Raw genomic sequence first — 26,616 nt, 5'->3', positions numbered from 1 at the left:
TTCGGCGCCGAACGATAACCGGTGGCTTAAGCGGCGGTTCGATCTTTCGCGTTGTTCCTCCCGGTGGCGGGGGGCGATCGTGCGTCCATGAGCAAAAACCTCGATCGACTCGGGACAAGGACATCACCGATGAGCAACGCCGAGGACCACCAGGCCGCCGCGCAGCTCTTTCGGCCGGAGGCGTGGCCGCAGGCGCTGGAGGCGTCGCCGGTCCTCGCGCTGATCCAGCCGGCTCCGCGCCAGCCGGTTGACCAGCAGGTCGAAGGAGACGGCAAGTGACCTCGGACGCTCGGACGTTGCCGACCGGGTTCGGACGGCTGTGGACCGCCCAGACGGTGTCCTCGCTGGGCGACGGGGTGTCGCGTGCCGCGCTGCCGCTGCTCGCGCTGACGTTGACGCGGGATCCACTGGCGCTCGCCGTCGTCGCGGCCGCGGGGACGCTGCCCTGGCTGCTCTTCGGAGTGCTCGGCGGCGCGCTGGTGGACCGCTGGGACCGCCGGCGGACGATGTGGGTCACGGACGCGGCGCGTGCGGTGCTGCTCGGGATACCCGCGGCGGCTGCCGTGCTCGACGTGCTGACCATTCCACTGCTCGCCATCGTCGCCTTCCTGCTCGGCCTCGGAGGGCTGTTCTTCGACACGGCCGCCACGGCCTATCTGCCGGACCTGCTCGGCCGGCAGCCCGCGCTCCTCCAGCGCGCCAACGCCCGCCTGCGCGGCGCCCAGACCGCCATGTCCGGCTTCGCGGGGCCGCCCGCGGGCAGCGCCCTGCTCGCGCTCGGGCGGGCGGTTCCGCTGCTCGCCGACGCGGTGTCGTTCGCGCTCTCCGCACTGCTCGTGCGATCGCTGCCCGCCGTGTCCCGGCCCGTGCCGCAGGTCCGTGAGTCGTTGCTGCGACAGGCGCGAGCCGGCGCCTCGTACGTCTTGCGGGATCGGTTGCTGCTCGGGCTCGCGCTGCGTCCGGCGGTCGGGAACGTCGCCTTCCTCGCCGTGGAGACCGTCCTCGCCCTCTTCGCCCACGACCGCCTCGGCATCGACACCTACGGCTTCGGCCTACTCCTCACCGCGGAGGCCACCGGCGGTCTGCTCGGCGCGGGAATCGCCTCCCGCCTTGGCCGACGACTCGGTACCGGCGCCGCACTGACCTGCACAGCCGCCCTCGAAGGGCTTGCCATCCTGGGCCTGGCCGCTGCCCCGAACCCGTACGTCGCCGGTCTCGCGCTCGCCGTCTGCGGAGCGGGAATGGGCGCCACGATGGTGCTCGGCCCCTCCCTGCGGCAGACGATCGTCCCCGCCCACCTGATGGGCCGGGTCGCCTCCACGTCCCGCATGCTCGCCATGTGCGCCGCCCCGCTCGGCGCCTTCCTCGGCGGGTGGCTCGCCACCGCCTACGACGTACGCACCCCGCTCTACGCCGCCGCGGGCCTCCTCCTCGCCATGACCGCCGTCACGGCGACCATGACCAGCAACCGCCGGGTCGAGGCAGCACTGCGTGGTTCCTCCGACCCTGGGAGCCCGGCAACCCACAGCAGGCCCGCCCCGGTGCCCGATGCAGTCACAACTGCCTGATCCGTGCACCCGCCACCTTTGACGTCACGACCGCCGGAAAGGCATCAGATGCTCTACTCGACCGCACGCGTCGTCACCGACCGCCCCCACCGCTACCTCAAGCAACTGGTCTCGCACCTGGGGCACAAGGTGCCCACCGAGCTCGACGAGGAACGCGGGTCCGTCATCTTCAGCCTCGGCAGGTGCCTGCTGGTGGCCTCGACAGCCCACTTCGACATGATCGTCATAGCCGGCGCGGCGGACGCCGCGGCGGCGGTGGAGGACACCATCACCAGCCACCTGCTGCGCTTCGCGACCAAGGATTCGCTCGTCGTCGACTGGCTGCCCCTGGTGCGACCCGCGACCACCGAGGATGACGGCGCTCTCCTCGCCCTCGACCGTGCGGCGTGGACCGCCGGGTCTGGGCTTCCCTCGACCCGGGTCGAGGAGCGGACGGCGTACTTCAACGAACGACGGAAGCCCGAGTCCCACCTGGTCGCCGCGCTCGGCGGCCAGATCGTCGGCGCGATCAGCACCCACCAGACGACCCCGTTCCCGGAAGGGGCTCACGTCTTCGGCCTGTGGAACCTGGTGGTAGCCGAGCCGGCCCGCCGCATGAGCATCGCCTCAGCCCTGCTTGCGGCCGCCGAGCATCGTGTCGGCGCGCAGGGCGCCAAGAAGATCGGACTGCGCGTCCTGGCGACCAACACCGGCGCCCTACGGCTCTACGAACGGCACGGTTACGCCGTCGAAGGCCGACACGTCGACGAGTTCCTGATCGACGGCAGCTACGTCGACGACGTCAGCATGGGCAAGCGCCTGACGTCGCCCGCGCCGGGGACCGTCTGATGGTGTCCTGGTAGCCGCCGCGGCCGGCGAGGTGGATCGCGAAAGCCGAGGCGGGCGGGACATCGCCGAACCGCAGGCGGAACAACGGCAGGAGTGCCTCGGCCGCCGCCGGCCCTCGGCGGTCACTGGTGCTCAGAAGCCCTCGTCGAGCGCCGCCCGGACGAACGCGCGGAGCCGGTCGTTCGCCTCGTCCGAGCCGACCGTGATCCGGACACCGGCGCCGGGCAGCGCCATCACCAGGATGCCGGCCGCCCGGGCCCGGTCGGCGAACGGCACCGCCCGCTCCCCCAGCGGCAGCCACACGAAGTTTGCCTCGCTGGGCGCCACGGTGAGCCCCAGGCCCCGCAACGCGTCGGTCAGGCCGGCGCGCGCCGCCACCAGGTCCGCGCACCGCCGGGTCAGCTCCGGCGTGACCTCCGGCGCCAGGCTCGCCACGGCCGCCGCCTGGGCGAGCGCGTTCGGGAAGAACACCGCCCCGGTCAGCGCCGCCGCCGGGAGCAGCCGGGGCGGCACCACGGCGTAGCCGACGCGGAGCGCGGCCAACCCGTACGCCTTGGAGAAGGTGCGCAGCACGCAGACGTTGTCGTACGCCCGGAACAGCTCCATCCCGTCCGGCGCGTCCGGGTCGGTGACGAACTCCCGGTACGCCTCGTCCACGATGACCGGGACGTCGGCCGGGATCCGGTCGAGGAAGGCGCGCACCTCGGCGCGGCGCAGCGCCGTCCCGGTCGGGTTGTTGGGGTGGCAGAGCAGCACGCAGCGGGTCCGGTCGGTCACCGCCTCCGCCATCGCGGGCAGGTCGTGGTCGTAACCGTCCAGCGGCACCGGCACCGCGGTCGCGCCGGCGTTGCGGACGATCAGCGGGTAGCCCTCGAACGACAGCGCCGCGTGGACGACCTCCGGCCGGGGGCCCAGCGACTGCACCAGGTGCTGGCACAGCCCGGCCGAGCCGGGGCCGACCAGTATCGACTCCGGCCCCACCGCCAGCCGGGCGGCCAGCGCCGCCACCAGCGCCGACGAGGTGCGGTCCGGGTACCGCTGGAGGGTCGCGGCACCGTCGGCGACGATCCGTCGGATGCCCGGCAGCGGCGGGTACGGCGTCTCGTTCATCGACAGGTCGACCGGCGGCGTGTCGACGGCGGTGGCAGGGGTCATGATCGCTCGCTTCTGGACGGGGCCGGCGGGGACGGGACGCGGGCGTGCCGATCGGTGAGCAGCCCGAGCTGGTAGAGCCGGTCGACGAGGGAGAGCGGCCGGACGTCCGTGCCGGAGAGGTTGCCGGCGGTGAGCCCGAGCAGCCTCGGGTTGGCGGCGGTGCGGCGCATCATCCGTACGCCGAGCAGTTTCGGCAGCCCGGAGACGCTGGTGATCATGCGCGAGGCGTTGTGGCTGACGGTCGCGACGTGGTCGAGGCGGGGCCGGCGCGCGGCCTCGAAGGCCCGCAGCGCCCGGTCGACGGACGCCGGCGCCGGCGTGCCGCCCTCGGCCGCCAGGCTGGCCGCGAGCGTCTCCGCGTCGCCCAGGGAGCTGTTCACGCCCTGCGCGGCCATCGGGTGCACCGCGTGCGCCGCCTCGCCGACCAGCGCCAGGCCGGGCACGGCCAGGCGGTCGGTGCGCAACCGGTAGACCGCGAGGAGTTGGCGGCGGTGCAGGCTGGCCCGGATCGCGGCGCCGATCGGCCGGACCGCCGGCACGTCGGCGAGCAGCCTGTCGCACCACGCGCCCAGGTCGGCCCGGCCCCGGAACTCGTCCCCCGTCACCTGGACGTAGAGCCGGCACCGTCCGCCGGGCAGCGGGTAGACCAGGCACAGGCCGCGCCCGGTCCGGTACGCCGTCACCTCGTCGGCCACCTCGGCGTCGGCCACGTCGAACGCGACCAGGCCGTGCGGGTACTCGCGGCGTTCGACAGTCACGCCGGCCGCCCGTCGCAGCGGGGAGGACATGCCGTCCGCGGCGACCACCAGCGCCGCCGGAACGTCCTGCTCGCCCCCGTCGCCGGCGACCCGGACGCCGGTGACCCGCCCGTCGTCGGCACGCAGCGGGCCGGTCACCCGCCGGCCCCACCGGACCTCCACGGTGGCGGGCAGCCCGTCGGCGAGCACGCCACGCAGGTCGCCGTAGTCGGCGCAGAGGATCTCCCGGTACCCGCCCGGCAGGCCGGCGTAGTCGAGGCAGAGCAGCGGCCCGCCGTCCGGGTCCCGGATGGCCAGCCGCCCGACCGGGCGGGCGCCGGTGGCGCGCAGGGCGTCGAGGACCCCCCACGAGTCGAGGATGCGGACGGTCTCGGGCTGGAGGATCTCGCCCTTGGCGATCGACGCGGGGGTGCGCTGGCGGTCGAGCACGAGCACCCGCAGCCCGAGCGCGCCCAGCGCGCGGGCGGTCGCCAGGCCGCCGGCGCCGGCGCCCACCACCACGACGTCCGGGCTCATCGGGCCACCGCGCCGGGCGCGACGTCCGGCCGTCCGGCGGTGGCCCGGCGGTACTCGCCGAGCGCGCGCAACGCGACCGCCTGGGTGATCACCGCGTTGGGGTAGCGCATGTGGTGGCGGATGTAGTTGCACACCCGGGCCGCCGGCCACCCGCCGTCCGGGCCGGCCGCCGCCACCAGCCAGGCGACGCCCCGCTCCACGGCGGCCTCGACGTCGGGATCGCCGGTGGCGAGCAGGCCCTGGACGGCCCACGACGTCTCCTCGACCGTGCCGGGCGTACCGTCGCCCGGGCCCCACGAGCCGTCCGGCAACTGCGTCCCGCGCAGCCACCGGACCGCCCGTCGCACCACCTCGTGCCGGGCGTGGCCGACCCGCGACAGCGCGCCCACCACCACGGCCGTGCCGGAGGTGTGGTCGCGGTACCAGAGGTTCTCGAACGTGCCGTCGGGCGCCGCACGGGTCAGCAGCCAGGCCGTCGCCCGGGCGATCGCCGGGTGGTCGTCGGGATGGCCGGCGTCGTGCAGGGCCAGGATCGCCTGACTGGTGATGGCCGGGCAGGGACCGTCGTTGGCGAGCTGCGTGTCGCGGACCCACAGGCTCCACGAGCCGCGGCTGTCCTGGCGGTCGACCAGCCAGGCCAGGCCGGTACGCAGCACCGGGTCGGTGTCCGCGTCGGGATAGCCGGCGAGCGCCGACAGGATCTCGGCGGACTCCAGTGTCACCGGCCAGCCGCCCACGTTGGAGTAGCTCCACCCGCCCGGCGGCACGTCCAGCACCTCGAAGGCGGTGGGCTTCTGGGTGGCGTGGAAGACGTCGCGGGTGGCCCGCAGCCGCGGGTCGGCGGCGTACCCGGCGGCGATCAGGCCGGTGACCGCGTACCCGGAGCGGGTCAGGTCCAGGTTCGTCACGGCGTCCCAGGCGCCGTCGGGGCGGACCGCCCGCCGCAGCCAGCCGACCACGGCCGCGGCGATGTCCGGCGCCTCGCCGCTGCGGGCCAGCCCGAGCAGCACCAGCGCGGCGGGCCACGGGTCCTCGCTCAACGCGCCGGTGCGGCCCTCGTGGTCGAAGATGGCGCGCAGCAGGCGGACCGCCACCGGGCGGGCCCGGCGCAGCGTGGCCCGGCGCAGGCGGCCGGCGGGCAGCAGGTCGGCCTGCATCAGGGCGAGCCCGACGAAGGGCGCGGTGCGGAACGACAGCCGCCGGCGGCGGACCCGGTCGAACAGCACGATCTCCAGCGGCAGCCGGCGCAGCGGACCGGCCTCGGCGGTCATCCCGGCCATCGTGAGCAGTTGGCGGCAGAGCAGCGAGATGGCCCGGTCGGTGACCGCGTCGACGCCGCCCATCCCGGCCAGCCGGGCCCGGCCGGCGGCGATCGCCTCGGCGCTGGCCGCCGGGGCGCTCAGCGCCAGCGCCGCGACCGCGACCGCGGTCGGGACGACCTCGCTCTCCGCGCCCACCACGCCGCCCCAGCCGCCGTCGTCGTGCTGCTGCCGGCGCAGCCAGCCGGCACCGGCGTCGACCAAGTCGGCGCTGCCCACCGGGTCGGCGGCGTGCAGCGCGGCCACCGCGCCGGCGGTGCCCAGCACCGAGGCCGGCGGGTCGTCGCCGAAGACGCCGTCGGGGCGTCGGCGGCGCAGCAGCGCCTCGGCGCCGGCGGTGATCGCTCGCCCCACGGCCTCGGCGGTGACAGCGGTCATGGCGCGTCCTCCAGGGACATTCGACGGGGGGTGGCCAGGGCCAGGTCGGCGGGGGCCGGCCCCAGTTCGTGCCGGGCGCGCATGCCGCGCTGCGCCCACCAGGTCAGCGCCACCATCGGCAGCGCGAGCACGAGCTGCACCGCGACGCCGAGGCCGAGCCCCACCACGGCCGAGGCCAGCACGACCCGCTCGACGACCAGCACGGAGTGGGCGCGCAGCGCCACCATGACGGGCATGTCGGTGTGGTGTGCCAGCAACGGCCTCAGCGCGGCGAGGCCCACGGCGCCGACGACGAGCAGGGTCGCCAGGTAGCCGGCCCGCCCGCTCCGGTCGGCCAGCAGGCCGGCGGTGAGGGCCGCGCCGAGCGTGCCGGCGTAGAGCGCCAGCACGGTCCGGACCGCGAACGGGACACCGCGCCCGACCGGCAGCGTCCGGTAGCCGCCCGCGCGGTCGCCGTCGATGTCCCGCAGCGCCCCGACGAGGTTGGACATGGCGTCGTGCGCCCAGAACGTGACGGTCAGCGCCAGCAGGACGGGCAGGACCGCTGACGGGTCCGCCGGCAGCCCGACGGCGAGCGCGCCGTAGAGCAGCGCGACCGCGCCGAGCCCGCCGCGCACCAGGTTGCCGGCGAACCCGCGGGCCTTGAACCAGCGGCTGTAGGCGACGATGCCGCAGCCGGCCAGCAGCGCCGCCGTCGTGGTGCCCCAGCCGCCGGCCACCGCGAGGACCGCGAGGACCGCGAAGCAGGCGAAGCCACACCCCAACGCGGTACGCGCGCCCAGCCGGCTGGACGGGATCGGCCGGTGCGGTTTGCTGCCGGCGTCCAGCTCCCGGTCGAACCAGTCACCGAGGTAGTGGCCGCCGAGCCAGCCGGCGGTGGGCGCCGCCCAGGCCGACAGGAGCCGCCACGGATGGTGGGCTCCGTCGACCACCGCCGCCCCGCCGAGACCCACCAGCCCGACGTACCAGAGCGTGTAGGGCCGCCAGGTCTCCACGTGCGCCCGCAGCGCCCGGGCGGCCCTCACGCCATCTCGCTCGTCATCCAACGCGCGATGCCGGCCAGCACGTCCGCGCTCGCGGAGGGGGCGAGCACGGCCAGTTCGGCCCGGGCCCGCTCGGCGTGCTCCGTCATCCGTCGGCGCGCGCCCGCCACCGCGTCGACCTCGCGGAGCAGCGCGGTGACCCACTCGACGTCGCCGGGGCCGGCACCGCGCCGGTGCAGCACCGCCATCAGCTCGACGCGATCCGTGTCGGTGGCCGCGTCGTACGCCAGCAGCAGCGGCAGCGTCGGTCGGCCGTTGTTGAGGTCACTTGTCGCCGGCTTCCCGGTCTGCTCCGGGGTGGCGACGTAGGACAGCAGGTCGTCGCGGATCTGGAACGCCGTGCCGAGGTGCTCGCCGTAGCGGGCCAGCGCGGACGCCACGCCCGGTTCCGCGCCGCCGAGCAGGGCGCCGATGTGGCACGCGGCGCGGAACAGGGAACCGGTCTTGAGGCGGATCATCTCCGCGTACCACCGGGCGCCCGCGTCCAGGTCGCCGACGAGCTGGGCCTCGACGGCCTGGCCCCGGCACAGGTCCTGTCCCGCCTCGGCCAACGCGGTGACCGCGGCGACGACGTGGCCGGGCGGGACCGCGCCGCCGCCGTCCACGATGGCCTGGAACGCCTGGAAAATGAGGTGGTCGCCGGTCACGATGGCGTTCGGGATGCCGAACGCGACCGGGACCGCCGGCCGGCCGCGGCGCATCGTGTCGGCGTCGATGATGTCGTCGTGCACGAGCGTCGCGACGTGCAGATACTCCATGCCGAGCGCGGCGGCGAGCACGTCCCGGGGAGACCCGCCCACCGCTTCCGCGGCGTGCAGCGTCATCATCGGGCGGAGCAGCTTGCCGGCGGGCAGCAGCGCGTACCGGGCGATCGCGGCGGGCTGCTCGGCCGTCTCCGGCCACCGCCGGAGAAGTTCGGCGTGCAGCAGCCGCCCCGATTCGCTGCGGGCGAGGTCGTCGATGAAGGGCGGATATCTCGTGAAGCCAGCAACCGTCATGACGCGTCGACCCTTTCACGAGGGCTCGGCTAGTCGCCACGCGAGACGTTACCGGCCGGAACTCCCACGAACAACCATTGATAAATGTGCCGATTCATGGGTGGAGGCGAATACGATGACGATATTCTTCGGCAAATTGGACGATGCGCAGTCAAATCGTCGACGGCCCGGCGCACCGGTGGGTAAGGGACGCGTGGCGGCCCGACCGGTCAGGCGGGCGCGAACTCCATCAGCGTGAGCCCGTCGGGGCCGTGCCAGGTGCGCCGGGGCGCCAGCCCCGCGGCGGCGGCCAGCGCGGCGTGCTCGGCGGCGCTCCGCTCGCGACCGCCCACCAGCACCAGCATCCGCAGGTCGTACGGGGACAGGTGCGGCACGTGCGGCACGGTCGGGAGCACCTCGATGACCAGCACCCGGCCGGTGTCGCCGGCCGCCTCCGCGCAGCGGCGCAGGATCGCCGTCGCGTGGTCGTCGCTCCAGTCGGTCAGCGCGCGGGACACCACGTAGACGTCCGCGCCGGCCGGCAGCGGGGCGAAGAAGTCCCCGACCACGCCCGCGGCCCGGTCGGTGAGGCCGTGCTCGGCGAACGTCGCGACGGCGGTCGCCACCGGCTCGCCGCGGTCGACGAGCGTGCCGCGCAGGTGCGGGTGGGCGCTGAGCAGTTCCCGCAGCAGCCCGCCGGAGCCCCCGGCGACGTCGACCACGTGCGTCACCTCGGCCCAGGGGTAACGCGTCGCCACCTCGGGGGCGGTGAACCGCTGCTGGCTGAGCATCAGCGCGTCGAAGTAGGCGCGGTGGTCCGGGTGGGCGTCGAGGTCGGCCCAGAAGTCCCGGCCGTGCACCGACCCGTAGCCGGGCCGGCCGGTGCGGATCGCGTGCGGCAACCCGGCGAAGGCCAGGTCCATCCGCGCGCCGAGACCGCCGAGGTCCAGGTCGGCGCCGTGCCCGCCGCCGTTGCGGTCGCAGAGCAGCTCACCCACGTCGGTGAGGGCGAAGACGTCCGGTGACACCTCGACGAACACGCCCCGGTGGGTCAGGTAGCGCAGCAGCCGGCCGAGCGCGCCCGGGTCCGCATCGCACGCCGCGGCCAACGCGTCCAGGCTCGTGACGCCGGCCGCGATCCGGTCCGGCACGCGGAGGGTCACCGCCGTGCGTACCGCGAACGGGGTCGCCAGATCGGTGAGCCGGTCGAGCCGCGCGGCGGCGTCCCGGTCCCCGTTCGCATCGATCGTCACGAGTCTCCCCTCCCCCACCGACGGGCCCGGATCATGGCCCGCGGCCCCGAATGATCCCAAGCCGGCCTCCGGCGCGTCAACGACGACGCTGGTGAGGACATTCACGATCGTGGAAGAATGCGGCGACGGGGCCGTCGCGCGCAGACCGGAGGATCATCGATGACCACTTCCACCGCCGTCGACGTGCGGCTCGTCGCCGGAGCCCTGGGCGCGCGGATCCGCGGCATCGACCTCAACACGCTCACCGACGCCGGTTTCGCGCTGGTCCACGACCTCCTGCTGAAGCACCAGGTGGTGTTCCTGGCCGGCCAGACCGGGCTGACCCCCGAGGCGCACGTCGCGTTCGGCCGCCGCTTCGGCGAGGTCGAGCTGCACCCCTACCTGCCCCGGCTGGAGGGGCACCCGGAGATCGTGGTCATCGACTCCACCGACGGCGGCAAGGTCGACGTCTGGCACACCGACATGACGTTCCACCAGAGCCCGCCGATCGCGTCGATCCTGCACCTGACCGAGTTGCCGGAGGTCGGCGGCGACACCATGTGGACCAACCAGTGCCGGGTCTACGAGGCGCTCTCCGCGCCGCTGCGCGACCTGCTCGACGGGCTCACCGCCATCCACGTCATCCGGATCTGCACCGAGTTCACCAGCCGCGCGGAGCACCCGGTGGTGCGCGTCCACCCGGAGACCGGGCGTCGCTCGCTGTACGTCAACCGGCTCTTCACCTCGCACATCCCGCAACTGACCCGCACCGAGAGCGACGCGCTGCTGGAGCACCTGTTCCGGTTCTCCGAGAGCCCGCAGTTCACCTGCCGGTACCGCTGGCGGGTCGGCGACGTCGCGGTGTGGGACAACCGGGTCACCCAGCACTACGCGATCAACGACTACGACGGTCTCCGGCGTGGGCAGCGCATCACCGTGCTCGGCGACCACCCGGCCGGCGACCCGCCCCGGTGGGAGCACTACGCCCCGGCGCCGGGCGAGCGCTACTGGCCGGACCGGGTCAACGCGGTGGAGAGCTACTGACCGCGGCGCTCACCAGGTGACCGGGAACGACGCGATGCCGCCGTTCATCCGGTCGTGCCGCCACGGGATGTCCTCGACCGGCACCGCCGGCGCCAGCTCCGGCATCCGGTCGAGCAGCACCCCGAGGGAGAGTTCCACCTGCATCCGGCCCAGCGCCGTGCCGAGGCAGAAGTGCGGCCCGAAGCCGAAGGTCAGGTGCGGCGCGGTGGGCGTCCGGTCGATGTCGAAGACGTTCGGGTTCCGGAAGTGCCGGGGATCGCGGTTGCCGGCCCAGGGCAGCGCCATCACGCACTCCCCGGCCCGCATCGCGACGCCGCCGAGGACCAGGTCCTCGCGCACCACCTGGACCCGGAACATGCTGCTCACCGACGTGTAGCGGAGGATCTCGTCGGTCGCGGCGGACAGCTTCTCCGGGGCCGCGCGCAGCTTCGCCAACTGCTCCGGGTGCTGGAACAACGCGCGCAGGCCGGCACTCGTGGAGTTGATCTCCAGGCCGCCGAGCAGCACTCCCATCGCCAGCTCGACCAGCTCGGCGTCGACCAGCTCGTGCGCGTCCTGGCCGCGCACCCACGCCGAGAGCAGGTCGTCGCCGGGCGCCGCCCGTTTCCCGGCGAGCTGCCCGGCCAGGTAGGCCCGCAGCTCGGCCTGCGCGTCGGCGGCGCCGGCGGAGCCGTACGCGGTGATCGAGTTGAGGCCGGAGATCCAGTCGTAGAAGCGGGGGCGGTCGGCGACCGGCACGCCGAGCACGTCGCACACCACGTGCACCGGCAGCGGCGCCACGAGCCCGGCCACCAGGTCGGCCGGGCGGGGACCGGCGAGCATGGCGTCGACCAGACCGTCCACCAGCCGTCGTACCCGGGGCCGGAACGTGTCCATCCGGCGCGCGGTGAACGCGCGGCTGGCCACCCGGCGCACCACCGCGTGCGCCGGACCGTCCATGTTCAGCTCCCGCGGGCCGGTGGCGCCCGACGCCTCGGTCGCGCCCAGCGGCAGCCGGGAGAACCGGGGATCGGCCAGCACCGTGCAGCAGTGCTCGTAGCTGAGCACCAGCCAGGCGGCCCGGCCGTCGGGCAGCCGGACCCGGCTGATCGGGTCGCTGACCACCATGTCGAGCAGCTCGGCGGGCAGATCGCCGGTGAACGGCTCGAACGGATAGGCGCGCGGGCCGGAATTGACGGCCACGTCGAGGTCCACGTCGGACATCGGGTAAGACTCCAACACACGTTAGTCCGGCGTCAATATCTATTGACGGTGGCGGCGACCTTCCGCGTACGGACATCCATCGCCTAGCATCTGTGGTCCGGAGCTGCCGTTTCACGTGCGGATTGGTCGGGTTTGACTGCGCCTTTGCGAATTCTGATGTCGACGTGGGGCTGGCGGTCGCATTTCTACAGCCTGGTCCCGCTCGCTTGGGCGCTCCAGGCGGCCGGGCACGAGGTGCGGGTGGCCAGCCATCCCTCGCTGGTCACGGCGATCACCTCGGCCGGGCTCGCGGCGGTGCCGCTGGGCGAGGACGTCGACTTCGCCGAGGCGTTCGCGGGACGGATCGGCGCGGTGGGCGACCTGGACCGGCCCGGGGCCCAGCCGGCGGACCGGCTGGAACCGGCGATCACCGCCGACGGCGGCGTGGTCCGGTTCGCCGACGCCCTGCTCGACGACCTGGTCGCGTTCGGCCGGGCCTGGCAACCGGACGTCCTGGTCTGGGAGCCGTTCAACCTGGCCGCGCCGGTGGCCGCCGCCGCGCTGGGCGTGCCAGGCGTGCTGAACCTGTGGGGGCCGGACTCCTCGGTGACGCTCCGGCTGGACCCGGAGTCGGTGCTCGGGCCGCTCGCCGCCCGGTTCGGGCTCGCCGCCGCCGACGTGTCGCCGCACGGCGACCTGACGCTCGACCCGGCGCCGCCGCCGCTCCAGGCGCCGACCGCCCGGCCGGGACGGCCGGTGCGCTTCGTGCCGTACAACGGCACGGCCGTGCTGCCGCCCTGGCTGCACCGGCCGGCGGCCCGGCCGCGGGTCTGCGTCACGGCCGGCACCATGATGGCCGGCGTCGGGCTGCACGACCGGCTGGACCTGACCCGGGTGATCCGGTCCGTGGCCGAGCTGGACGCCGAGGTCGTCGTGGTGGTCGAACCCCGGCAGCAGCGCGGCCTGGGCCCGCTGCCGGCGAACGTCCGGCTGGCCGACGCGCCGCTGGCGATCCGGCTGGTGCTGCCGACCTGCGCCGCGCTGGTCCAGCAGGGCGGGGCCGGCACCACCATGACCGCGCTCGCGTACGGCGTGCCGCAGCTCATCCTGCCGCAGGTCAGCGACCAGCACTTCAACGGCGAACGGCTGGCCGCGACAGGCGCCGGCACCTGGTTGGCGCCCGAGCACGCCGGGGGCGCCACGCTGCGGGACACCGTCGGCGAGCTGATCGGCGACGGCCCGGCGCGGACGGCCGCCGCGTCGATGCGGGACCGGATCCGCGCGCTGCCCAGCCCCGCCGAGGTGGTGCCGGTCCTGACCGCCCTCGCCCGGCGCACCCGGACCTGACCAGCCGCCAGAGGAGTCGCAGATGACGCAGCCGCAGCCCGTTCCGTACCCGCTCGCTCCGGCTCCCACGATCTACCACCCGTCACCGGACTACACCCGGTTGCGGGAGACCTGCCCGGTGGCCCGCGTCGAGCTGCCCGACGGGGCTTCGGCGTACCTCGCCACCCGGCACGCCGACGTCCGCCGGGTGTTCACCGACCACCGGTTCAGCCGGGCCGCCGCGGCCGGGCCGAACCGGCCGACCCGCGAACTCGGCTCGCTCGCCGAGGACTCGCTCATCGGCATGGACCCGCCCCGGCACACCACGATGCGCCGGGCGGTGTCGCACGCGTTCACCGTGCGCCGGGTGGAGGAGCTGCGCCCGACGGTGGCGGCGCTGGTGGCCGGCATGATCGACCGGATGGAGGCGGCGGGCCGCCCGGCCGACCTGATCACCCACCTCTCCGCGCCGCTGCCGATCTACGTGATCAGCAAGCTGTTCGGCATCCCGGAACGCGACCAGGAGCGGGTCCGGGAGTGGTCCGACGCGCTTGTCGGCGACTGGGACGCCGACCCGGCGGCCCCGCAGGCGGCGCTGGACGCGTTCCAGGAGATGATCGTCGAACGCCGGCGCCGGCCCGGCGACGACCTGATGAGCGCGCTCATCGCGGCCTGGGACGCCCACGGGGACCTCACCGAGCGGGAACTGGTCTCGGTCACCGCCGGCATCTTCGTGGGCGGGCACGAGACCACCACCAACCAGCTCAACCTGTTCCTGCTGGTGCTGGCCCGCCACCCGGAGCAGCTGGCCGGGCTGCGCGGCGACGACCCGGACGCGGTGGCCCGCGCGGTCGAGGAGCTGTCCCGCTTCATCCAGCTCGGCGACAACGGCGTGCTGCTGCCCCGGGTCACCACCGCGGAGGTGGAGCTGGGCGGCGTACGCCTGCCGGCCGGCACGGCGGTGCTGCCGGCGATCGCGTCGGCCAACCGGGACGCGGCGGTGTTCCCCGGCGCGGACACGCTCGACCTGTCCCGCACGCACAACCCGCACCTGGCGTTCGGCGCCGGCCCGCACCACTGCCTCGGCGCGGCGTTGGCCCGGATGGAACTGCAGGAGGCGCTGGGCGCGTTGCTGCGTCGCCTGCCCGGCCTGCGGCTCGCGGTCGACGAGTCACAGCTGCGGTTCCGGCCGGGACTGGTGGTGCGCAGCCTGGAGTCGTTGCCGGTGACGTGGGACGACAGGTGAGCGCCAGGCGACCGGTCAGCCGCCGGCCGACCCGGGTGTGACCCGGGTCGGCGCCGCCGCGTCGAGCGCCGCCTCCACGGCGACCTCCTCCACGCCGCGCAGCAGGCGCTCCGCCTGCGCCTCGGTGAAACTCGCGAAGTCGAAGATCACCTGGAGGTGCACGGTCCCCGGATGGTCCTCGACCGTGATGAACGCCTGCTCGGGAAGGTGGTCCAGCGGGCCGTCCCAGACCAGGAACGTCTCGGCGGCCCGGCGGCGGAACGTGTCCGCGGTCACCGGCTCGTCGCGGGCGTGGTCGTCGGCCGCCGCCCGGGTGGTCACCCGCCGGTCGTTGATCCGGCAGCTCACGCGCGCCGGGTAGCCGCGCTCCGCGTCCAGTCGCGCCCCGGTCTCGGCGAGCTGTGCCGGGTCGTAGTAGGCGTACATGCCGGCGGTCATCGAGGCCCGCCGGGCCCGGGACACCACCTCGTCCACGGTGGTGTCGGCGGTGTCGACGGTCAGCACGCCGTTCTGGCTGAGCGGGGCGATCGCCTCGGCGAAGCCCGGCCGGAACCGGTTGCCCACGATCAGCTTCGCGGTGAGCGGACTGACGCCGGTGGCCCGGCCGATCGCGACGGCGATGACCGCGAGCAGGACGCGCGAGGTGTCCGTCCGGGTCCGCCGGGCGACGGCACGCACCGCGAGGTACGCCGCGGGCGAGCTGAACCGGCCGTGCCAGTACCGGTGGCCCCGCCGACCGCCACCGGGCCGGGGCGGGCCGAACGTCAGCGGCGGGACGGACCGCAGGTGCGACGCCCAGTGGCGGACGGCCCGGTCGCTGACCCGCCGCAGCGGCGGCGTCTCCTCACGCCGCCCGAGGTCGAGGATCCGCACGGTGCGCGGGTCGTGGCCACGGCGGACGGCCGGCCCGGCCAGCCCGAGGTCCGCCAGGAGCAGCGACGTGGCGGTCCCGTCCACCACCAGGTGGTCGAAGGTCAGCACCCGGTGCACCGGCGCGCCCCGGTGCCGGACCACCGCCATCCGCACCGACCAGTCCCGGTACAGGTCGTAGGGGGCCAGCAGGCGGGCGTGCCCGAGCTGGTAGGCGAACGTCGCCACGTCGGCCGGGTCGGCGTCGTCCGGCACGTCCACCACGTCGAGCACCGTCTCCCCGGCGGCGGACACCACCTGGCACGGCCCGCCCCGGTCGTCGGTGCCGAGCCGCATCCGCAACGCCGGGTGCCGGGCCAGCAGGTCGGCCAGCTCCGCCGCCATCTGCTCGACCGTGACGCCGGCCGGCACCGGATGGGCGCCACTGACGTTGTGCGTCCACCCGGTCTCCCGCATGTCCTCAAGGATCGCCTTCTGACCCCAGGTCAGCGGCGCGGTCCCGGCCCCGGGGCCGGCGAACGGGACGGGAATCCGCACCTCGGCCGTCTGCGCGATCACCGGGCTATCAGAGCAACGCGCATCGGCACGTGTCAACGCCCGGACGGACCGTTACGCTGCCGTCCATGCCGGACCGCGTACGCGTCTGCGTCGTCGCCGCCGACGGCTCGCCGGACGAGCTGGCCCGGTGCCGGGCGGTGCTCGACCGCGACGAGCGGGCCCGCGCCGCCGCGCTCGGCGCACCCTGGCTTCGGGACCGGTTCACCGTCGCGCACGGCGCGCTGCGCGTCCTGGCCGGGCACGCGGTGGGCGTCCCGCCGTCCGCGCTCGTCTGGCGGCGGGGCCGGCACGGCAAGCCGACGTCGGACGGGCCGCACACCAGCCTGTCGTACTCCGGCTCGCTGGTCGCGGTGGCGATCAGCCGGAACCGCCCGGTCGGGGTGGACATCGAGCACCTGTCGCCGGGCCGGGACCCGGTCGGACTGGCCGCGCGCTTCTTCCACCCGGCGGAGGCCCGGCACGTCGCCGCCGGGCCCGACGCCGGGGAGCGGGCCCGGCGGTTCACCCGGCTGTGGGTCCGCAAGGAGGCGGTGGTCAAGGCGGCCGGGGGCCGGCTCTGGCCCAACCTGGCGGTGGCGGTCCACCCCGACGACGTGGTCGCGTGCGTCGAGCCGGCCGGCGCGTACCGGGTCGCCGACCTGGTCACGCCGGCCGGGTACCGGGGGGCGGTCGCGTCGCCCGGCGACGCGCCGTACGCGGTCGAGTTCCACCCGTTGACACTCGCCGATGTCCTTTGCTCTGATGAGTCCATGCTGGAGCGCTTGATCGACCCGCCGGCACCCCGGTGCTAGAACACGACACGTCGACCACGTCGCCGCAGCGCGACCAGGTGGTCGAGAGCCTCACGGCGTTGCTGGGCCGCATGCTCAGGCCGGCCGCCCCGGTCACCGAGCGAACCCAGCTGATGGACGACCTCGGCCTCAGCTCGTCGCTCGCCCTGGAGCTGCTGCTGGAGCTGGAGGACGAGCTGGAGATCCAGATCGACGTGGAGGATCTGGACGAGGACCGGATGACCACCCTCGGCGACCTGGCGGACTACATCACCGCCAACTCCACGCCCCGTTGAGCACGGCGAACGGGCGGCAGCCGGCCCTGAGCGTGGTGGTGCCCGCGCACAACAACGGCTCCGCGCTCGACGCGACGCTGCACTCGCTCACCCGGCAGACCCTGCCGCGCGACGACTTCGAGGTGATCGTCGGCGACGACGGCTCCACCGTTGCGCTGGGCCCGGTCGTGGACCGCTACCGCGACCGGCTGGCCGTCGAGTACGTGCGCAGCGACACCAACCGGGGACGCAGCGCCAACCGCAACGCGGCGGCGGCGCGCGCCCGGGCCGACACGTTGATGTTCCTGGACGCCGACACGGTGGCGCACCCCGGGTTGCTGGAGCGGCACCGGGACTTCCACGCCGACCGCGCCGGCCGGCCCGGGGTGCTGCTCGGCCAGCGCTACGACCTGGACTGGGCCGGCGCGGACGCGCTGCGTCGCGGCGAGCCGATCGTCCCGGCGATGCTGGACGCCGAGCGCGGCGACCCGCGCCTGGAGGACATCGCCCATCCGCAGCGGACGGGCGACTTCCCGAGCGCGCCCTGGGTGCTCGGGCTGACCCACAACGCGTCGGTCGACCGCCCGTCGTTCCGGCGGGTCGGCGGGTTCGACGAGGCCATGGTGAAGTGGGGCTTCGAGGATCTCGACTTCTTCTACCGGGTCTTCCACCTGCACGGCGCGCCGCCGGAGCTGTTCCACCTCGACGTCGACGCGTGCTCGTACCACCTGCCCCACTTCCGGCGGACCACCAACGGGCTCGCCTCGATGGACAACATGAAGTACATGCTGCGCAAGCACCTGCGCTACGACGTCGAGGTGCTGTACGCGATCAACACGTTCGGCCGGCACCTGGGCCGCATCCGCCTCTACCGGGACGCGATCGACGCGTACCGGCGGGCCGGGCTGGGCCGGCCGGCCGCGCTGTCCGCCACGCTCCGGGAGGAGCTGGCCACCAGCCGGGCGTTGCTGATCGGCCACGGGGTGTCCACCGTGGACGTCGGCGCCGGGTCGCACACGTTCGACCACGCGGCGCCGCCCGGCGACACGAACTCGCACCTGCTCGGCACCGTGCTCCAGCAGTTCAAGACCGGCGCGCTGGACGTGATCGTCAACGTCGACCTGTGGCGCTGCCTGCTCCCCGAGGACCTGCCGGCGTTCCTGACCCGGGGGCTGCTCAAGGCCGACCGGATCGAGCTGGTCGCCAGCCACGTCGACGTGGACCAGCGGGCGCTGCTCCCGGTGCCGCTCGTCGCGGACCTCGACTACCTGGTCGACATGCTGAACCCGCACTTCGCCCTGACGGTGACGACGCACGACGCCGCCACCCAGATCACCCTCCACTGACACCGTCCTCCCCTCCCTCCCCCTCCCCTCCCCCGCGCGCACTTTCCGTGAATCTGCGCGGGGAAGGGGGTGGGGGGAGGTGGTCAGGGGGTGGTGGGGTGGGTCAGGACGAGGCTGACGTTGTGGCCGCCGAAGCCGAACGAGTTGGACAGCACGGCGTCCACCGCGACCGGGCGGGGCTGCTTGCGGATGTGGTCGACGTCGCCGGCCGGGTCCGGGTCGTCGAGGTTGTGGGTGGGCGGCAGCAGGCCGCGCCGGAGCGCCTCGACGCCGACGGCCGCCTCGAGCACGCCGGAGACGCCGAGCAGGTGCCCGGTCACGCCCTTGGTCGAACTCATCGGCGGCGGGTGCGCGCCGTAGACGTCGGCCAGGGCGGCCAGTTCGGCGGCGTCGCCGGCCTTCGTGCTGGTGCCGTGCGCGTTGACGTACCCGATGTCGTCGAGGCCCAGGCCGGCGTCGCGGACGGCCATCCGCATGCAGTGCGCCGCGCCGGAGCCGTCGGGCCGGGGCGTGGTCGGATGGTACGCGTCGTTCGTGGCGCCCCAGCCGAGCACGTCGGCGTGGCGACGGGCACCCCGCGCGGCGGCGTGCGCGGCGCGTTCCAGCACCAGCACGCCGGCGCCCTCGCCGAGCACGAGGCCGTTGCGACGGCGGTCGAACGGCCGGCTCGCGGCGGTCGGATCGGCCCAGCCCCGGGCCAGCGCCCGGGCGTTGCCGAAGGCGTCGGCGAACGTGGGGAACAGCGGCGCCTCGGCGCACCCGCACAGCACCACGTCCGCCTCGCCGGCGCGCAGGATGCGCAGCGCCTCCCCGACCGACTGGGCGCCGGCCGCGCACGCCGTGCCGACCGACGAGGTGTAGCCACGGATGCCGAACGTGATGGCGACCCGCGCCGCCGCCATGTTCGGCAGCGTGCCGGGCAGCATGTACGGGCTGACGCCGAAGCGGCCCCGCTCGGCCCGCCGCAGCACCTGGTCGGCCAGTGTGGACAGCCCGCCGACGCCGGAGACGACGACCGCCACCCGGTACGGGTCGACGTCCCGACCGACCCGCAGACCGGCGTCGGCCAACGCGTCCCCGGCGGCGCGCAGCGCCATGACGATCGACCGGTCCACGACGCGGGACTCCGGGCCGGGCAGCACGGAGGCCGGGTCGATCGGCGGGGCGATCGCCGCGACGTCGACCACGCCGTGCACCGGATGGCCCTCCGGCGGGCGGGACAGCCCCGACCGGCCGTCGCACACCGCGTCGAACACCTCGACGGCGGTCGAGCCGACCGGGCTCACCAGCCCGATGCCGGTGATCGTCGCGCCCGGCCGCACGCTCAGTGCGCCGAGGCCGGCTGGATGCGCTGCGCCACCGTCCGGGAGAACTCGCCGAGCGTCATCATCGCGAGCATCTCGGCCTCGTCGTCGTCGAACGCCACGCCGAACCGGTCCTCCACCCGGACCGCCAGCTCGGCGAGGCCGAGCGAGTCCACGTCCAGACCGGCCGGCCCGAAGACGGTGTCGTCGTCGACGTCGTCCACGTCGTACTTCATCTCGGTCAGGGCGGCGAGCAGGAACGCGCGGATCTCATCGGTCATGGCCCGGTGTGTCCTTTCCCCAGCGTGGCATCGACCTTACTCAATCGGGATGGTTTGGCAAGGTCCCGATCGGCCGGTGGACCGCCGGCCCCGGCGACGTGAGACGCACCGGCAGGTGGTCGTACCCGCGCAGCATGAGCTGACGCCGCTCGCCGGGCTCGGCGGCGAGCGCCAGCGCCGGGAAACGGTCCAGCAGGAGGGGCAGGACCAGCCGGCCCTCCGCGCGGGCGAGGGCCGCGCCGAAGCAGTGGTGCGGCCCGGCGCTGAACGCCAGGTGGCGGTTGTCCACCCGGGACGGGTCGAACACGTCCGGGTCGGGAAACCGGCGCGGGTCGCGGTTGGCGGCGCCGGTCAGCACCACCACGGTCCGACCGGCCGGCACCGGCAGCCCGGCGACCTCGGTGTCCGCCGCCGCGTACCGGAGCGCGAAGTGCACCGGCGGCTCGTACCGGAGGATCTCCTCGACGTACGCCGGGGCGACCGACGCGTCGGCGCGCAGCGCGGCCCGCGCGTCCGGCCGCGCCACGAGCAGGACCAGGCCGTTGCCGAGCAGGTTCGCGGTGGTCCGGAACCCGGCGTTGTACATGATGATCAGGTTGGCCAGCAGCTCGTCGGCGGAGAGCTGGTCGGGGTCGCGGTCCCGGATCCGCACGAGCGCCGACACGAGGTCCCCGCGCGGCCGGTCCCGGCGCGCGGCCAGCAGTTCGGTGAAGTACGCGGTCAGCTCCGTCGCCGCGACGTTGGCGGCCCGCACCTCCCGCATCGATCGCCGGCCGATCTCCAGCACCGCGTCGAACGTGCGCACCCGGGACGGGAACCAGGCCCGGTCCCGCTCCGGCACGCCCAGCAGCTCGCCGACGACGTCGCTGGGCAGGGTGAGCGCGAACCCGTCCATGAAGTCGACCGGTCGGCCGTCCGCGCCGGCCGCCGCGAGCCGGTCGAGCAGGCGGTCGGCGATCCGCGTGATCGCCGGCTCCAGGGCGGCGACCCGGCGCGGGGTCAACGCCTGGCCGAACAGGCGCCGGACCCGGAGGTGGTCGCCGGGCGCGGCGTTGAGCATCGACGTCTGGAGGATCCGGGTCACCGGGTGCTGGCGCCAACGGGTGCCGGCCCGGTCCAGGAACTCCGCGCCGAGCACCCGGAAGACCGGGTCCCGCAGCACCCGGTGGACCGCCTGGTAGCCGTGGACGACCAGGGCGTGCGGTTCGCCGGGCCGGAAGGCGACCGCCTCCCCCATCCCGTGCAGCCTCGCGTAGAACGGGTACGGGTCGCGTCTCACCTCCTCGCCGAGCAGGTCGTCGAGGGAGATGGAGACACCCATGGGCCGCTCCTCGGGACACCGGTGCGCCCGACCTTAGACGCGTCGCCACGGGCTGTCCACGGTGTCCGGACACCCGGTGGCGCCGGCCGACCGTCAGCGCGGCGGCCGGTCGACGGTCAGGGTGGCCACCAGCGCCGGATGGTCCGTCGTGCCGCGCATGTCCACCGCCCGCCGGCAGCAGATGGTGACGTCGGTCGTCGCCACGATCTGCTGCCGGGCGCCGTCGTCGACGCGGCGGTAGCCCGGCGGTACGCACGACCGCACGTCGGGCACGCCGCCCGCACGCAGGTTCAGGTCGCCGCCGAGCACGGTCGGGGCGTATCCGGCGTCGCGGCGGATCGCCGGCACCACGGTGGCGAGCAGCTGCGCGCACTGGGCCAGCGCGACGGCGCCGTCGGTGTTCGCCAGGTGCGTGGTGCAGGCGTGCAGCACGGCGACGGCGTGGAGGCAGAGCCAGACCCGCTCCTCCGGGTCCGCGAGGTCCTGCGCCGGATAGGTGCCGCGGTGCGCGCCGGCGCGGGCCCCCGGGCCGGCGAGGCGGGCCACCAGGCCGATCCCGTACGGCTGGCCGTTGACGCAGCGGGTCGCGGCGCGGCTGGGGCGGTCGCCGGCGGCCTGGAACGCGGGGACGACCCGGCCGCCCGGCCGGACCGCCGCGAGCGCGCGGGCCAGCGTGTCCACGTCGTCCCGGCAGATCTCGTTGAGGGTGACCACGTCGGGCCGTTCGGCGGCGATCACCTCGGCGGCCCGCCGCACGGAGCCGCCGGTGTAGCAACCCGCCCGGCCGCTGTTGCAGAGGTTCATCTGGAGCATCCGGACGGTGCCCGGCCCGCTGCCACCGGCGCTTGACGAGCCGGCGGGCAGCCCGGCCACGACGAGCAGGAACACGACGGCCAGCGCCCGGCGCAGCGGCCGGGCGACGCGGGGTGCGGGCGACTCGGGCAGCGGAACTCCGGCGGGGGTGGCGGTCTCGGCGGGGTGTGCGTGATCCTACGTGCCGGCGTCCCGGCACCACCGCCGCCCGCCGGCTCGACGTGCGCGGGGTTTCCGGTGGTGCGGTGGGCGGGCATGAGTGCCGGAACCGGTGGGAGGAGTGACGGCAATGCTCGTGGGTGGTTATCTGGGCGCGGTGCTCATCGGCGCCCTCATCGGGCTGCTCGGGCGGCTGGTGCTGCCGGGCCGGCAGCGGATCGGCATCTTCGCCACGTTCGTCATCGGCGTCGGCGCGGCGGTGCTCGGCACCGTGGTCGCCCGCTGGGTCGACATCGCCGACGACGCGCCGGTGCGGCTCTGGGTCCTGCGGTGGGACTGGATCGTGCTCGCGCTTCAGGTCGGCTTCGCGGTGGTCGGTGTCGCGGCGGCGAACGCGCTCACCTTCACCCGGCTCGCCGGCGGCGACGAGGAACCACGCCGGCGGAACGCCCGCGGCAAGGCCCGGAGCTGATGCCGGCGGCGGCCCGGATCCTGGTCTACGGCGTGTACGGCGCCGGCAAGTCCACCCTGGCGGCGCGGTTGGCCGAGCGGCTCGGGCTGCCCTGGCGCCCGGTCGACGACCTGCTGTGGCAGCCCGGCTGGGTCGAGGTGCCGGTCGCCGAGCAGCGCCGCCGGATCGAGGCGGTCTGCCGGGGCGACCGGTGGATCCTGGACGGTGCCTACCACGGGTGGCGGGACGTGGTGCTGTCCCGCGCCGACCTGGTGGTGGGCCTGGACTATCCGCGGGCGCTCTCCTTCTGGCGGTTGCTGCGGCGCACCGCCGGCCGGCTGGTCAGCGGCGAGGAGATCTGCAACGGCAACCGTGAGTCGCTGCGCAGCGTGCTGTCCCGGGACTCGATCCTGGTGTGGCACGTGTCCGCGTTCGGTCGGGCCCGGCGGCGGATGCGGGCCTGGCGGGCGGACCCGGCCGGCCCGCCGGTGCTGCTGTTCCCCAGTCCGGCGGCCCTGGACCGCTGGCTCGCCGAGCTGCCGTCGTCGTTGCCCCGCTGACCGGCCGGCCCGACGGCAGCGTCGCCTCCGGCGTCGGTCAGAACGGGAAACGACCGACGCGCCAGCGCCAGTGACGCCCGGCGGCCAGGTGGTCGACGGCCGCCCGCTGGAGCGCCGTGCGGCGCTCCAGCCGGTCGAGCGGCGTGCTCAGCGTGCGGAAGACGAACCGCAGCACCTCGACATCGGCGTCGATGCCGTCCGGCTTCTGGTAGGGCTCCAGCTCGAACCGGCGCTGGAACCGGACGATGTTGGAGTCCGCCGGCAGGTATTCCCGTAGCTGGGGGTCGAGCAGCCAGGAGCCGCAGGAGAACTCCGTGTGGCGCTCGTCGGGGAAGTGGCGCGGAAAGAACGCCCGGGCCCGGTCGAGCGACGCGTCCACGGCCGCCGGGCTCAGCGGCCCCGCCTCGGGGATGTGCAGGCCGATGGTGTCGCCGCGCTGGTGCTGGAGCCGACCCAGCTCGTAGAGCCCGCCCCGGGTGTGCAGCGTCAGCCAGCTCTGCATGACCGGCCAGCCCTCGCCGGTCATCCGCCTGTCGATCGCCAGGTTGCGGCCCAGGTCGGCGAGGGTCGCCCGGGTCACCGCGTCGTCGATGCCGTGGTCGCGGTGGTACGCGGTGACCACGTCGACCAGGGCCAGGTACGCGTACACGTAGAGGTGCCGCCAGGCCGGGCCCCGCTCGCGGGGCAGGGCCGGGCCGGGCGGCAGCCAGTCGTGGCCCCCGAGATCGGCGCGGACCAGGGCGATCGAGCGGTCGAGCAGCCAGCGCAGCTCCGGGGTCCACAGTGGGGAGCCCGGGTCGGGCCAACCCGCCATGACCTCGGCGGCGTCGTCCGGGCGGACCCCGAGCCGGTCGAGGATCGCCGGCGCGTCGGCCCGGGCCGGCAGCGGCGCCGACGGCCGGTCACCGGCGAGCCGGTGCACGCGTGCGAGGTCCTCGACCGGCACTCCGAGCCGGACGGCGGTGTCGTCCAGATCCACGCCGACGACCCTACCGACGGCGCGGTCGCCGCGACAGGCCGCGCCCGGGGCCGGTCAGGCCGGCTCCGGCACGCCGCCGGGCTCCCCGTCGTCGGGCATCGGCTCGGTCGGCGCCTCCGGCAGGACGTCCGGCGTGTCCGGCAGCAACTCCCCCGGGTCGTCCGGCACGTCCTCGCGTGGATCGATCGGTGGGTACAGCGCGGGGTCGAGGTCGGGATTCGTCATCGGCCCAGTATCCGACGGGATCGCCCCGACCGCCCGGGACGGCGTCGGGTCCGGTCAGTGCACCGCCACGACCGCCGGCGCGGGCTCCAGGTCGGCGAGCCGGGCCGGCCGGACCACGACCAGCAGCACCGCCAGCGCCGCCACCATGCCGCCGGCCACCACCAGGGCCATCGCCAGCGCGCCGGTGCCCAGCACGCCCACCAGCGGCGCGGCCACCGCACCCACCCCGAACTGCACGGCGCCCAGCAGCGCGGACGCGGTGCCGGCCGCCTCGCCGTGTCGGGACAGCGCCAGCGCCGGCGCGTTCGGCATCGCCAGGCCCGCCGCCGCCAGCACGAGCCACAACGACACCAGCAACGCGGGCAGCCCGCCGACGTCGGTCGCGGCGAAGACCGCCAGGGCCAGGCCGGCAAGCGTCCCCGCCGCCAGCGAGGCGACCAGGATCCGCTGCGGCGGGAAGCGGCGCAGCAGCCGGACGTTGTACTGGGTCGCCCCGATCAGGCCCACCGCGCCCGCGCCGAACGCCAGCCCGAACTGCTGCTCGTCGAGCCCGTAGCCCTGTTGCAGCACGAACGACGAACCGGCCACGTACGCGAACAGCGCGGCCATGGCGAGGCCGGCCACCAGGACCAGGCCCACGAAGACGCGGTCGCGCAGCAGCGACCCGTACAGCGCCGCGGTCGCGACGACGCCGCCGCGCCGGCGCCGCGCGGGCGGCAGCGTCTCCGGCAGGCCGAGGGCGGCGACCACGACCAGCAGTACGCCGAAGACGGCCAGCGCGACGAAGACGCCGGTCCAGTCCGTCCAGCGCAGCAGCCCGCCGCCGAGGGTCGGGGCGAGGATCGGCGCCGCCCCCATCACCAGCAGCAGCCGGGACAGCAGGGTGGCGAACGCCGCGCCGCTGAACAGGTCCCGGACCACGGCCATCGCGACCACCGCGGCGGCGGCGACCCCCAGGCCCTGCACCACCCGCAGCGCGCCGAGCACCGCGACGTTGGGCGCGACCACGCAGAGCGACGACGCGACGACGTGCAGGACGAGCCCGGCGATCAGCGGGCGCCGCCGCCCGACGGCGTCCGACAGCGGGCCGATCAGGAGCTGGCCGAGGGCCAGCCCCGCCAGGGTGCCGGTGAGCGTCAGCTGGACCGCCGCCGAGGTGGTCGCGAAGTCGTCGACGATCGCGGGCAGCGCCGGCAGGTACATGTCGATCGTCAGGGGTCCCACCGCGATCAGCGAACCGAGGACCAGCACGAGCCGGGCCCGCTGTCCGCGGCTCATCAGGTCACCGGGTGTCCGGGTGCCGGGCGTCGACAGCTTGTCGGGACGGACATCGGTCATCGGGAAGCCTCCGCCCGGTCAGGGCGCGGCCGGGCGAGGTTCGGTGCGGTAGTCACACCTCGGTTCAAATGCGGTGGCGCCGACCTGATTCCCGGCTGGCCGAGAGGTAACGCGGGTCACTCCGCCGAGGCCGGTAGACACTGTCTACGAGGGGTGGTAGACAGTGTCTATGCCGCCGTCCGACAGCACGCTCCGGGCCCGCCTGGTGCGGGCCGGCGTCGACCTGCTCGCCCAGGAGGGCACCGCGGCCCTCACGCTGCGCGAGATCGCCCGGCGGGCCGGCGTCTCCCACGGTGCGCCGCGGCGCCACTTCCCGACCCACCTCGCCCTGCTCGCGGCCATCGCCCAGGAGGGTTACCAACAGCTCGGCGCCGAGGTCACCGCCGCGATCGGCGGCACCGGACCGGATCCGTACGACCAGGTGCTCGCACTGGGCCGGCTCTACCTGCGGTTCGCGCGCACCAACCACGGCATGTTCGAACTCATGTTCCGGCACGACCTGCTGCGGGGCAACGGCATCGGCCTGCGGGACGCCAGCGAGGAACTCTTCGGCGTCCTGGTCGACCTGGTCGCCCGGGCCCGGCCCGACGCGCCCGACGCCCCCGCGCCGCCGGTCGTCGCCGGCGCGCTCTGGGCCAACCTGCACGGCATCGCCGAGCTGCGACAGTGGGGCAGCCTCCAAACCATGGTGCGCAGCGACGACGTCGAACCGCTGCTGCGCGCCGCCGTGGCGGCCCACCTCGGCCGGCCCGCGCCCGGCGTCCCACGGTGACCGGGACCCACCCTCGGAGGGA

27 protein-coding genes are annotated in these 26,616 nt (G+C 74.9%); 12 read left to right on the top strand and 15 right to left on the bottom strand.

What is annotated here, in order from left to right:
• The first annotated feature begins 129 nt into the window (after positions 1–129).
• From ACZ6O5_RS01015 to ACZ6O5_RS01005, 3 genes are read left to right on the top strand one after another with little or no spacing between them, the layout of a single operon-like run.
• Positions 130–279, top strand: a complete 150-nt coding sequence (locus tag ACZ6O5_RS01015) for a hypothetical protein (RefSeq protein ID WP_465973876.1) — start codon at positions 130–132, stop codon at positions 277–279.
• Complete coding sequence (locus ACZ6O5_RS01010; RefSeq protein ID WP_465973874.1) at positions 276–1,568, top strand: MFS transporter; 1,293 nt, start codon at positions 276–278, stop codon at positions 1,566–1,568. Before ACZ6O5_RS01015 ends, ACZ6O5_RS01010 begins: the two co-directional genes overlap by 4 nt.
• 48 nt (positions 1,569–1,616) lie before the next feature.
• The gene (locus ACZ6O5_RS01005; protein ID WP_465973872.1) at positions 1,617–2,396 is read left to right on the top strand and encodes a GNAT family N-acetyltransferase; all 780 of its coding nucleotides are present in this window, start codon (positions 1,617–1,619) and stop codon (positions 2,394–2,396) included.
• 132 nt (positions 2,397–2,528) lie between these two features.
• Here the strand turns inward: ACZ6O5_RS01005 and ACZ6O5_RS01000 are convergent, their stop codons facing one another.
• From ACZ6O5_RS01000 to ACZ6O5_RS00975, 6 genes are all read right to left on the bottom strand, one after another.
• Positions 2,529–3,551, bottom strand: coding sequence for an aminotransferase class I/II-fold pyridoxal phosphate-dependent enzyme (locus ACZ6O5_RS01000; RefSeq protein WP_465973870.1), 1,023 nt, complete (start codon positions 3,549–3,551; stop codon positions 2,529–2,531).
• Positions 3,548–4,825, bottom strand: a complete 1,278-nt coding sequence (locus ACZ6O5_RS00995) for an FAD-dependent oxidoreductase (RefSeq protein ID WP_465973868.1) — start codon at positions 4,823–4,825, stop codon at positions 3,548–3,550. The genes ACZ6O5_RS01000 and ACZ6O5_RS00995 overlap by 4 nt, the downstream gene beginning before the upstream one ends.
• Entirely contained in the window at positions 4,822–6,522 is a 1,701-nt protein-coding gene (locus ACZ6O5_RS00990; protein WP_465973866.1) for a prenyltransferase/squalene oxidase repeat-containing protein, read from the bottom strand. The genes ACZ6O5_RS00995 and ACZ6O5_RS00990 overlap by 4 nt, the downstream gene beginning before the upstream one ends.
• Positions 6,519–7,547 carry a UbiA family prenyltransferase gene (locus ACZ6O5_RS00985; protein ID WP_465973864.1) on the bottom strand — a complete coding sequence of 343 codons (1,029 nt, stop codon included), beginning with the start codon at positions 7,545–7,547 and terminating at the stop codon, positions 6,519–6,521. The genes ACZ6O5_RS00990 and ACZ6O5_RS00985 overlap by 4 nt, the downstream gene beginning before the upstream one ends.
• On the bottom strand, positions 7,544–8,563 hold the full coding sequence (locus ACZ6O5_RS00980; protein WP_465973862.1) for a polyprenyl synthetase family protein: 1,020 nt from the start codon (positions 8,561–8,563) through the stop codon (positions 7,544–7,546). Before ACZ6O5_RS00980 ends, ACZ6O5_RS00985 begins: the two co-directional genes overlap by 4 nt.
• A gap of 209 nt (positions 8,564–8,772) precedes the next feature.
• Entirely contained in the window at positions 8,773–9,795 is a 1,023-nt protein-coding gene (locus ACZ6O5_RS00975; protein WP_465973860.1) for a methyltransferase, read from the bottom strand.
• Between the two features lie 159 nt (positions 9,796–9,954).
• Between ACZ6O5_RS00975 and ACZ6O5_RS00970 the strand changes: the two genes are divergently transcribed.
• A complete protein-coding gene (locus ACZ6O5_RS00970) occupies positions 9,955–10,818 on the top strand; it encodes a TauD/TfdA dioxygenase family protein (protein WP_465973858.1) in 864 nt (287 codons plus the stop codon).
• A gap of 9 nt (positions 10,819–10,827) precedes the next feature.
• Here the strand turns inward: ACZ6O5_RS00970 and ACZ6O5_RS00965 are convergent, their stop codons facing one another.
• Positions 10,828–12,021, bottom strand: a complete 1,194-nt coding sequence (locus ACZ6O5_RS00965) for a cytochrome P450 (RefSeq protein ID WP_465973856.1) — start codon at positions 12,019–12,021, stop codon at positions 10,828–10,830.
• Positions 12,022–12,177: 156 nt separating this feature from the next.
• On the opposite strand from ACZ6O5_RS00965, the gene ACZ6O5_RS00960 reads away from it, so the two are divergent.
• Together ACZ6O5_RS00960 and ACZ6O5_RS00955 are read left to right on the top strand one after the other, a co-directional pair.
• A complete protein-coding gene (locus tag ACZ6O5_RS00960; protein WP_465973854.1) occupies positions 12,178–13,347 on the top strand; it encodes a nucleotide disphospho-sugar-binding domain-containing protein in 1,170 nt (389 codons plus the stop codon).
• Positions 13,348–13,369: 22 nt separating this feature from the next.
• Positions 13,370–14,572, top strand: a complete 1,203-nt coding sequence (locus ACZ6O5_RS00955; protein WP_465973852.1) for a cytochrome P450 — start codon at positions 13,370–13,372, stop codon at positions 14,570–14,572.
• 15 nt (positions 14,573–14,587) lie between these two features.
• Here ACZ6O5_RS00955 and ACZ6O5_RS00950 read toward each other — a convergent pair whose 3' ends face one another.
• On the bottom strand, positions 14,588–16,000 hold the full coding sequence (locus ACZ6O5_RS00950; RefSeq protein WP_465973850.1) for a condensation domain-containing protein: 1,413 nt from the start codon (positions 15,998–16,000) through the stop codon (positions 14,588–14,590).
• Between the two features lie 65 nt (positions 16,001–16,065).
• Here ACZ6O5_RS00950 and ACZ6O5_RS00945 point away from each other — a divergent pair, with 65 nt between their 5' ends.
• From ACZ6O5_RS00945 to ACZ6O5_RS00935, 3 genes are read left to right on the top strand one after another with little or no spacing between them, the layout of a single operon-like run.
• Positions 16,066–16,791 carry a 4'-phosphopantetheinyl transferase family protein gene (locus ACZ6O5_RS00945; protein WP_465973848.1) on the top strand — a complete coding sequence of 242 codons (726 nt, stop codon included), beginning with the start codon at positions 16,066–16,068 and terminating at the stop codon, positions 16,789–16,791.
• A complete protein-coding gene (locus ACZ6O5_RS00940; protein WP_281942333.1) occupies positions 16,785–17,066 on the top strand; it encodes a phosphopantetheine-binding protein in 282 nt (93 codons plus the stop codon). Before ACZ6O5_RS00945 ends, ACZ6O5_RS00940 begins: the two co-directional genes overlap by 7 nt.
• A complete protein-coding gene (locus tag ACZ6O5_RS00935; RefSeq protein WP_465973846.1) occupies positions 17,063–18,391 on the top strand; it encodes a glycosyltransferase family 2 protein in 1,329 nt (442 codons plus the stop codon). Before ACZ6O5_RS00940 ends, ACZ6O5_RS00935 begins: the two co-directional genes overlap by 4 nt.
• A gap of 83 nt (positions 18,392–18,474) precedes the next feature.
• Here ACZ6O5_RS00935 and ACZ6O5_RS00930 read toward each other — a convergent pair whose 3' ends face one another.
• The 4 genes from ACZ6O5_RS00930 to ACZ6O5_RS00915 form a co-directional block, all read right to left on the bottom strand.
• Positions 18,475–19,719, bottom strand: a complete 1,245-nt coding sequence (locus tag ACZ6O5_RS00930) for a beta-ketoacyl-[acyl-carrier-protein] synthase family protein (protein WP_465974314.1) — start codon at positions 19,717–19,719, stop codon at positions 18,475–18,477.
• Positions 19,716–19,976: an acyl carrier protein gene (locus ACZ6O5_RS00925; RefSeq protein ID WP_107155127.1), complete on the bottom strand. Its 261-nt coding sequence runs from the start codon at positions 19,974–19,976 to the stop codon at positions 19,716–19,718. The genes ACZ6O5_RS00930 and ACZ6O5_RS00925 overlap by 4 nt, the downstream gene beginning before the upstream one ends.
• Positions 19,977–20,016: 40 nt before the next feature.
• Positions 20,017–21,297 (bottom strand): cytochrome P450, encoded by a 1,281-nt coding sequence (locus ACZ6O5_RS00920; RefSeq protein ID WP_465973844.1) that lies wholly within the window; start codon positions 21,295–21,297, stop codon positions 20,017–20,019.
• Between the two features lie 93 nt (positions 21,298–21,390).
• Positions 21,391–22,185, bottom strand: a complete 795-nt coding sequence (locus tag ACZ6O5_RS00915) for an endonuclease/exonuclease/phosphatase family protein (protein ID WP_465973843.1) — start codon at positions 22,183–22,185, stop codon at positions 21,391–21,393.
• Between the two features lie 214 nt (positions 22,186–22,399).
• On the opposite strand from ACZ6O5_RS00915, the gene ACZ6O5_RS00910 reads away from it, so the two are divergent.
• On the top strand, positions 22,400–22,741 hold the full coding sequence (locus ACZ6O5_RS00910; protein ID WP_465973841.1) for a GlsB/YeaQ/YmgE family stress response membrane protein: 342 nt from the start codon (positions 22,400–22,402) through the stop codon (positions 22,739–22,741).
• Positions 22,741–23,280: a P-loop NTPase family protein gene (locus ACZ6O5_RS00905; RefSeq protein WP_465973839.1), complete on the top strand. Its 540-nt coding sequence runs from the start codon at positions 22,741–22,743 to the stop codon at positions 23,278–23,280. The genes ACZ6O5_RS00910 and ACZ6O5_RS00905 overlap by 1 nt, the downstream gene beginning before the upstream one ends.
• Positions 23,281–23,317: 37 nt before the next feature.
• On the opposite strand, the gene ACZ6O5_RS00900 is transcribed toward ACZ6O5_RS00905, so the two are convergent.
• Genes ACZ6O5_RS00900 through ACZ6O5_RS00890 form a run of 3 tightly spaced genes read right to left on the bottom strand, consistent with a single transcriptional unit; the run spans position 23,318 to position 25,822 of the window.
• On the bottom strand, positions 23,318–24,259 hold the full coding sequence (locus ACZ6O5_RS00900; protein ID WP_465973837.1) for an acyltransferase domain-containing protein: 942 nt from the start codon (positions 24,257–24,259) through the stop codon (positions 23,318–23,320).
• Between the two features lie 54 nt (positions 24,260–24,313).
• On the bottom strand, positions 24,314–24,484 hold the full coding sequence (locus tag ACZ6O5_RS00895; protein WP_199199507.1) for a hypothetical protein: 171 nt from the start codon (positions 24,482–24,484) through the stop codon (positions 24,314–24,316).
• Between the two features lie 54 nt (positions 24,485–24,538).
• The gene (locus tag ACZ6O5_RS00890) at positions 24,539–25,822 is read right to left on the bottom strand and encodes a multidrug effflux MFS transporter (protein ID WP_465973835.1); all 1,284 of its coding nucleotides are present in this window, start codon (positions 25,820–25,822) and stop codon (positions 24,539–24,541) included.
• A gap of 169 nt (positions 25,823–25,991) precedes the next feature.
• Between ACZ6O5_RS00890 and ACZ6O5_RS00885 the strand changes: the two genes are divergently transcribed.
• Positions 25,992–26,594 (top strand): TetR/AcrR family transcriptional regulator, encoded by a 603-nt coding sequence (locus tag ACZ6O5_RS00885; RefSeq protein WP_465973833.1) that lies wholly within the window; start codon positions 25,992–25,994, stop codon positions 26,592–26,594.
• Positions 26,595–26,616 lie beyond the last annotated feature (22 nt).

The sequence above is a fragment of the Micromonospora sp. NPDC049201 genome (assembly GCF_055586805.1).
The sequence above is the reverse complement of the archived record's forward strand: the minus strand, read 5'-3'. Positions and strand labels throughout refer to the sequence as shown.